The sequence below is a fragment of the Streptomyces sp. NPDC001020 genome (assembly GCF_053599115.1).
In genome coordinates this window covers 1-7,362 of sequence record NZ_JBSFLQ010000084.1, presented here as the reverse complement: position 1 = coordinate 7,362, position 7,362 = coordinate 1, and the positions used below count along the sequence as shown (strand labels likewise).

Sequence of the window (7,362 nt, the reverse complement as noted above, 5' to 3'; positions counted from 1 at the left end):
TGCCCGCTGACCGACGGATGCCGGGCCTTCCACGCCGTGATCACGGGTTCAACGAGCTCCCACTGCTCGTCGGTGAGATCGCTCGGGTACGGCTTACGCATGCTCATGCCACAACCCAAGCGACCTCCGAACGCCTGACCGGCAGCAATGCCTCAACGTCACACCATCGAGTGATGACAAGTTGGGCGGAAGGTCACGTACCGCACTCTTACACGCATGCGCATCCGCAAGCAGTTCCTGCTGGCGGCAGCCGCCGCAGCAATCAGCAGCGGGGTAGCCATCGCACCGGCCGCCCAGGCGACGTCATCCGCATCGGTGCCCAGCATCACCACCCCGACGTGCACGGCTGCCCCGACGACACCTCGACTGAGCCCGTCGTGAGCCGGGGCTCAGTCGGCGGGTCCGTCCGAGAACTGCAGTGCCTTCTGAAGTACTGGGGCCTCAACCCTGGCGCCATCGACGGCGTCTTCGGCAGCACCACTGAAATGCAGGTCAGGCGCTTCCAGGCCTGGTGACCGCTACCCATTACCGGCGTCGTCGACCACGCCACCTGGGCAGCCTTGAAGAGCCCCGAACACGATGCCACTGCAGCGGCGTCCGCGACCAAAACACGGTACGGCACCAGCGTGTAACACCTACCAGGGGCGGCGACCAGAACGGGGGTCCGGCCGCCGCCGCTGCGCGGGATGGCCTACGCCGGGACGTACACGTCTCATGCACCCGCTCCACCGACGACCTCGCCCACGAGACTCGCCGCTTCCTCCTCCGCAGACCGCACCAACACCACAGCGTCCGCGACTACTTCCACACCCGACACGTCCGCTACGCGCTCAAGTCCCCTCCATGGCACCGGAGTTACCCCATGTGTGGGATTGATCACTCTTGTGCATGCAGTCCCCTCAAGATCACGAGTGGTTCCTATGTTGATCGAGACCACATCTTCAGGGGGTATCTGTGAGATCTGCGAGATGGGCTTTACCTGTCGTTGTGAGCACCCTTACTGTGCTCTTGTCGCCTGCGACGGCGTTCAGTGCCAGCGCCCCGAATCCTGACGACATCACCTACACGGCAACCTACACGCCGGTGGGAGGGGCGGGCTCTCTCCCGGCCGGCATATCGGGTGAGGCGCCGGCTGCCCGAGCCGGTGGGGGAAGGCCGCCGGGCACGAACTTCAACTACCACGACGTCACCTACAGCGAGTGCGTTAAGCACGGCAACAGTGCCGGCAAGCCCAACTGGGTCAAGAACCGTTTCGCTCTGTGCCGGCGAGGGACCGTGCAGGTCGTCGGCACAGATATCCGCACCGGTAGGCCGGTCGGAACGCTCACCTACGTCGAGACCATCATCGGTTACGCCTTCCAGGGCGAGCGGACTATCGTCTTTGACCAGTATTTCGACAACATCCAGGCCACGGGCACCGTCAAGGAGTCGACGACGTTCCTGATCAACCGCTGGAACCAGTCGAGCAAGAGCGGCCCCATCCTGCACAAGGGGAAAAAGCACGACGGTGTCACACAGGTCTCTGGCGGCTTCCGGGGCGAGGCTGGGGCGGCGAAGACAGACCCCAGCATCAAGAGCTGGAAGAAGGACAAGATGGAGATCCTGGTCTTCGACGAAGACTCTGCCTCTGGTGCCGGTAAGGACAAGGTCCACAAGTTCGACTTCGTGCCGGCCACCTACTTCATCTCGGACGGAAGCAACAATGTTCAGCTCCCCGAGCCCAAGATCACTGTCCGGTTCGACAGCGCCCCGTACCTGAAGTACAAGAAGGGCAGCATCTTCACGGACGTCCGCGAGACCATGAACTACGACCGCGGAAATGCTGCGGTGAAGGAGACCGCGCAGCACATCTGGGACGCCCAGAACCGCCCTCAGATCACCGTCCCGAAGAAGGCGGGCAAAAAGATACCCGGGGCTCCTTCGTCCACCCCCCTGCATCGGATCTACTACGACACCAAGCTGCGGGAAAAGAACCGCGACACTGCACGCGCGGCTTGCCGGGCGCAGTGGCCGAACTACTCCAGTCAGGGCAAGGACTGCGACGAGTACCCCTTCAGCACCACTAAGGAAGGGGCCTACAACGCCAAGGGAAACTTCTCCGCTCGCGCGTTGACCAGCAAGGACAACCAGACGGCGGGCTCCCAGCTCTCAACCTGGTACAACGACGACCGAATCCTGGACGGTGACGCCTTCTACGTCAACGTGAAGTAGTCACCCCGGTGGGGGCGGTTGGCACATCACCGCCCCCACCTCGTCTCAAGTCCACAGTTGGATCACGAAGGACTCGAAGTACCGGTACGCCTCCAGTTCCTCATCAGGGTCCTCCCGCTGCGGCCCCACCCACACGCGCACCTGATAGGGCCCAGCGTGGGCGATTTCATACTCGTCCGACTGAGGCTCTTGCATCAGACTGACAAGCTGGATACTCCCGGACTCGAATGAGACGGTGCTCGGCTCCCCCAAACACCTGAACCCTTCCCCGGCTGGAGCATCAGGCGGCGAGTCCCACAGCTCCACCCTCACCTTGGCCCTCTGGTCTTCCAGGTCGGACGCAACCACCACGGAGCCTTCATGAGCCAAGAACGCAGAACTGTCCGGAATCCGCCCGAACGTCTCTTCTCTTTCCGGGTCGGTGTCAACCAAGGCGAACAGGTGACGTTCCACTCGCACAACCGCTGAAAACGAGCCCTGTAGCCCCACTTCGCCCTCCCGTAGCCAGCTGCCGCACCAGTATGCCAAGGAGCATCACGTCGAAGAATGTGGCAGCGGTCAAGGCCCAGGACGGCGGCCCTGGGGCCCTCGGGACGTTGCACGCAGCGGGCACCGGGCGATGCGACGGCCGGGCGGCGGCTTGAGTGGACAGGATGCGCTGCTGCACCAGTACACAGTCGGCCTCGCCCATCGCTGGCACGCTGGCCCCGTGTCCTGCGGCTCGTTGCGCCTACCGGTGTCGTATCCAAGCACGTACACCGAAACGGCCCCGGAAACGACGCCCGATACGACAGTACGGACGCCGCCGAGCCACCCCAAGGGCCTGTCTTCGCCGGGTTCTTCAGGCCCCACCGCGCCGGGTTGTTTTGGCTCCGCCGGATGTTCGACCGGCGGGCCGTCGGTGGTCCGCGCACAAGCGCAGCCAGCGAGAAGAGGCCGTCCGGAACCCAGGTGAACGGTCGTCTGACCGTTCGAAGGGGTGGGGCCACTCGGTCCGTTCCCCCGGGGCCAACGAACCCCGTTCAAGACACAACACCGTAGAGAGCAATCCGCAACGCGGAGAGAAACCCGAACTGGGGGTGGTGGGCGGGCCTGCGGAGCGAAGCTGCGGGATGCCTTTGTCCTCAACTCCTGCAACGCGGCGCCCAACGCGTCTACGGCGGGGCCCAAAACCCGCGGTCGGTCGTGGAGCTCGGCGTGATTCCGGTCCGCCTCGGAATCACCGATCCCACCCAGATCGCCGCAGAGGCCGGAGCGTCCTCGGGCGAGACCTCGTTGGTCAACAACGCCGGAGTCCTGACCGACAGCGCCGTGTACCGGCGCGTCGGCCTGGGCCGGAGCCTGGAACGCGGCGGATCACTCTATGGATTCCCACCAGCTGTACAGGGGCGCGGCGCCCGCCCCTTTTGGCAAGTGAACCGTCTGTGTTGCGGTCGGCCATGCCGACGAGCTGCCGCTCGATCGGGCTGAGGGCCGGATCGGTCAGCAGGTCGGTGGCTGGGTCGTCGACGGGATGGAGCCACCGGTAGCCGTACTGGAGCATCAAGGCGATGCGGGGACGGCCTGAGAGGTTGATGCCGCTGGCGTGCCAGGTGCGGTTCTCGAACAGTACGGCGTCGCCATTGCTGAGGTCAGAGGTCTGGGCGCCTACGGGGTCGGCGGCGCCGTTGGGGATGCCGGGTTCGTCGGTGAGGAGATGGCTGCCCGGCAGGAACATGGTGAGCCCGCAGTTGTCCGTGATGGGGGTGAGGTAGTGGGCGACCTTGATGGCCATGCGCGGCGTGTGGGCGAAGCCGAGGTCGGCGGTCACGCCGTACATGTCGCGGTGCCATCCGGGCCGTTCGGGGGTGCGGATGGTGCGCGGGGGGCTGGAGGGCAGGGCGATCAGGTGGGCGGAGAGCAGGTGCAGGTTGGGGCTCAGCAGGCCGACGACGGTCGGGAGGGTGCGGGGGTTGGCCAGCAGGGGCAGGAAGACGCGCGTGAGGTTGAGGCAGCCGCGGAAGCCGTCTTTGCCGTCGCCTCCGCGGTCGCGGCCACGGGTGATGTCGCTGGCGAGGAGACGCTCGGCGGCGGTCAGCAGTGTGGTGTGCAGCGCGGGGTCGATGGCCTGGCGGATGACGGCGTAGCCGTCGCGGTCGAAGGCGTTGAGGATGGCCGGGTCGGGCTGGCGGGGCGGTTGGAGGTGGGTGGTGGTCATGATGCGGTGGCCTCCGTCGGAAGCAGGGCGGTGTGGGCGGCGAGTTGCCACAGGCTGTCGTCGTCGAGGCGGCAGTGGGCCAGGAGTTGTGCCTGGGTGAGGGGGCGGCCAGGGTCGCGGTAGCCGAGCACGGTGAGACGCGTGCCGGGGTGGCGGTTGCCCAGCAGGGTGTGGACGTCGCCCGGGTAGCCGGTGGTGGCGAGGATGACGGGCGCGCGGGCGCCGAAGTGTTCGGTGAAGGCCTTCTCGGTCAGGGCGAGGGGGCGGGTGCCGGCTTCGGCCAGGGCGGTGAGGTCGTGTACGTGGAGGTAGCGCAGCCGCAGGTGCGGGTGTTCGGTGCGCAGGCGGCGGGCGAGGGTGGTGAGCCGTTCGGCGGGTAGGTCGCCGACGGAGGCCAGGACGAGGTCGGGCTCGCCGGGGTGGGGGTGGCTCAGGTGCGGCCAGCGGGCGATGCCGTGGCGTAGTTCCTGATCGAGGGTGTCCAGGGGGTGCTGGGGTGTGGGGTGTTTTCCTGCGATGACGAGGGTGCAGCGGTCGAGCTTGCGCAGGGCGAAGGTGAGGGCTGCGGCTGTGCGGGCGGGGTCGGCGGGGGTGAGGACGTGGACGGTGGGGTCGCCGGTGGCCAGCAGGGCGGAGGTGAGGGCGGGGTTTTGGTGGGTGTAGGTGTTGTGCCAGCCGAGGCTGGTGAGCAGGTGCACGGTGCTGGGCAGCGGGCCGAGTTGGGCATGGCGGCGCAGGGCCCGGTGCTTGAGGTGCTGCTGGATGAGGCTCGTCGTGATGGGGGCGAAGGCCTCGTAGCCGACGATGAGGGCGTGGCGGCCGGTCTCGGTGTAGCCCTGGGCCCAGGCGTGGCAGATCTCCTCGCTGAGGATCTCGACCACCCAGGGCAGGGGTCGGCCGTGTTCGTCGGTCAGGTCGATCCGGTTGGAGGCGAGTTCGTCGGGGCTGAATACGCGGAACGGGCCCTGGTCGGCGCGGGAGCGGAGCACCGCTGGGATGGCCTGCGGGAAGGCGTGGTCCGTCGCTGCTTCGGCGACGTGGGTGCTGGCTGCGATGCAGCCGCACGGCGGTTCGAGCAGCGTCTGCGGGCGGGGGGCGGTGGGCAGGGCGGGCAGCAGCGTGGGATGCGGGCGGCCGTCGGGGCTCAGCAGACGCCCGGGGCGGTAAGAGGTGAGCCACAGCTGCAGAGCGGCGAATTCTTCCTGGCATTGCGCCGGTCGCGACAGCGGCGTCTTGTGGACGGCCGGGGTCCCGGCGATCGGGCGGCCCGCGACGCTGCCGGGAGCGCCGTGCCCCTTGTCGAGAGTCAGGACGAGAACGCTTCCGGGGCCGGGAGTGCCGAGCGGGCTGGCGGCATCGAGGGCGTCGCCGAGGGTGCGGCGCAGGTGGGCGATGCTGTGGCCGTCGCTGTAGAAGGGCCGGTGGCCCAGGCCCGTGAAGTACGCGTCAAGTTGGAGGCGGGTGAGCGTGGACAGCAGGCTCGGGCCGCCCATCTTCTGGCCGTTGAGGAGCACGACGGGCAGGACGGTGCCGTGACGGCCGGTGCCTGCCAGGGCGCGGGCAGCGAGCCAGGCGGCGGCGGTGGTGCCGGTCTCGCATTCGCCGTCGCCGATCAGGGCCACGGCCAGGCGGTGGGGGGCGTCCAGGACACTGCCCTGGGCGATGGCGAGAGCGGGGCCGAGTTGCCCGCCGGTATGCGGCTGGCCGGGGATCAACGGGGTGATTTCCCCGCCGAGGTCGGTGGGGAAGCCGGTCATGAGCCTCTGCAGGCCTTCGGCGCTATGGGCGAGATCAGGGTGGGCCGCACCGAGGCGGCCGGTGAGATAGGCGTGGGCCAGTGCGGACGGCCCGGCGTGGCCGGCCCCGTGCAGAACCAGGACGTCGTGGGTGTCGGGCACCGCCTTCTGCAAAGGGCCCAGGACGGCGAGGACGCGGTTGACGGGCGGGCACACGCCCCAGTGCCCAGCCGGGCGCGGCTTGATGTCGGCACGGGTGAGGGGGCGCTCGAGGAGCGGGTTGTCTTGTAGATAGAGCTGGGCGAGGCACAGATAGTCCAGGGCATCGGCGACGGCGGCCACCGAGGTGTCGGGCACGATTTGCGTGGCGGCACGGGCCAGGTCAGCCCACATCGGATGCTCCCTCGGTCAGGGCCGCGGCAATGGCCCGGGGATGGACGGTTCCTTCGCGGTGCAGGCGGGCGGGCTGGTCGTGGGGGCAGTCGACGATCGTCATGTGCTGGCCCTGCGGGCAGATCCCTGCGTCGATGACGGCGGCGATCCGCGCCCCGGTCTGCGCGTTGAATGCGGCGACGTGGTCGGCGGTGAGCGCGGGGTGGTCGTCGGCCGTCGCGGCCGGGGTGGAGATGCTGCACGCGGCCGCGGACAGCGGCTCGCCGGTCAAGCGGAGCAGTTGTCCGAGGATGCCGTCGGGGCAGCCGACGAGTGCGGGGTCGCCGACGGCGGGCAGCCGGGCCGCGCCGATCTGCCACGGCAGGCGTAGTGCCAGCTCGCCCGGCCACAGGTGCTGGGCGAGGGCGTGCGCGTCTGTGCTGAGCAGGAAGTGCGCCTGGGCGGTGGGCAGGGCATCGAGGAGGAGCAGCAGCGGCTTGTGCTCGGGGCGCTGTTTGATGCGCAGGATGGTCGTGGTCGCTGCCGGATCGGCGGCGCGGGCGGCCAGCATGTACCAGCGTGGTGTGGGCACGGCCACCACGGCGCCGCCGGTGAGGAGTTCGGCTGCCGCATCGAGCTGGGTGGTGGTCAGGATGTCCATCAGGGCTCCCGCTCGGCTCTCGGCGTCAGGAGCCGGAGCGGTTCTCGGTGGCCAGGGCGGCTAGGGCGGCTAGGTCCGTACTTCGCGGGCGACTGAATCGGCTGGTTCGGGGCCTGTGAGAGTGTCTATTGGAGTCCTGGCCGCGTTGGTGGGGTGTGACGAAGTCTTCCCGGTCCCCGCGGCCA

Annotated in this window: 8 protein-coding genes; 3 read left to right on the top strand and 5 right to left on the bottom strand. The window is 68.3% G+C overall.

The window, feature by feature from the left end:
• Positions 1–107 (bottom strand): transposase (locus tag ACWDEX_RS36890; protein ID WP_450465984.1); only part of this gene is annotated, 107 nt, incomplete at its 3' end.
• Between the two features lie 109 nt (positions 108–216).
• Here ACWDEX_RS36890 and ACWDEX_RS36885 point away from each other — a divergent pair.
• The 3 genes from ACWDEX_RS36885 (at position 217) to ACWDEX_RS36875 (ending at position 2,211) form a co-directional block, all read left to right on the top strand.
• Positions 217–381, top strand: a complete 165-nt coding sequence (locus tag ACWDEX_RS36885; protein WP_450469018.1) for a hypothetical protein — start codon at positions 217–219, stop codon at positions 379–381.
• The gene (locus ACWDEX_RS36880) at positions 339–515 is read left to right on the top strand and encodes a peptidoglycan-binding domain-containing protein (protein WP_450469016.1); all 177 of its coding nucleotides are present in this window, start codon (positions 339–341) and stop codon (positions 513–515) included. The genes ACWDEX_RS36885 and ACWDEX_RS36880 overlap by 43 nt, the downstream gene beginning before the upstream one ends.
• Before the next feature lie 472 nt (positions 516–987).
• On the top strand, positions 988–2,211 hold the full coding sequence (locus ACWDEX_RS36875; protein ID WP_450469014.1) for a NucA/NucB deoxyribonuclease domain-containing protein: 1,224 nt from the start codon (positions 988–990) through the stop codon (positions 2,209–2,211).
• A gap of 45 nt (positions 2,212–2,256) precedes the next feature.
• On the opposite strand, the gene ACWDEX_RS36870 is transcribed toward ACWDEX_RS36875, so the two are convergent.
• The 4 genes from ACWDEX_RS36870 to ACWDEX_RS36855 all read right to left on the bottom strand — a co-directional run bounded on the left by ACWDEX_RS36870 (position 2,257) and on the right by ACWDEX_RS36855 (position 7,177).
• A complete protein-coding gene (locus tag ACWDEX_RS36870) occupies positions 2,257–2,643 on the bottom strand; it encodes a hypothetical protein (RefSeq protein ID WP_450469013.1) in 387 nt (128 codons plus the stop codon).
• Between the two features lie 847 nt (positions 2,644–3,490).
• The gene (locus tag ACWDEX_RS36865) at positions 3,491–4,408 is read right to left on the bottom strand and encodes a phytanoyl-CoA dioxygenase family protein (protein ID WP_450469011.1); all 918 of its coding nucleotides are present in this window, start codon (positions 4,406–4,408) and stop codon (positions 3,491–3,493) included.
• Entirely contained in the window at positions 4,405–6,537 is a 2,133-nt protein-coding gene (locus ACWDEX_RS36860) for a phosphoketolase family protein (protein ID WP_450469009.1), read from the bottom strand. The genes ACWDEX_RS36865 and ACWDEX_RS36860 overlap by 4 nt, the downstream gene beginning before the upstream one ends.
• Positions 6,527–7,177 carry an L-threonylcarbamoyladenylate synthase gene (locus ACWDEX_RS36855; protein WP_450469007.1) on the bottom strand — a complete coding sequence of 217 codons (651 nt, stop codon included), beginning with the start codon at positions 7,175–7,177 and terminating at the stop codon, positions 6,527–6,529. Before ACWDEX_RS36855 ends, ACWDEX_RS36860 begins: the two co-directional genes overlap by 11 nt.
• Positions 7,178–7,362 lie beyond the last annotated feature (185 nt).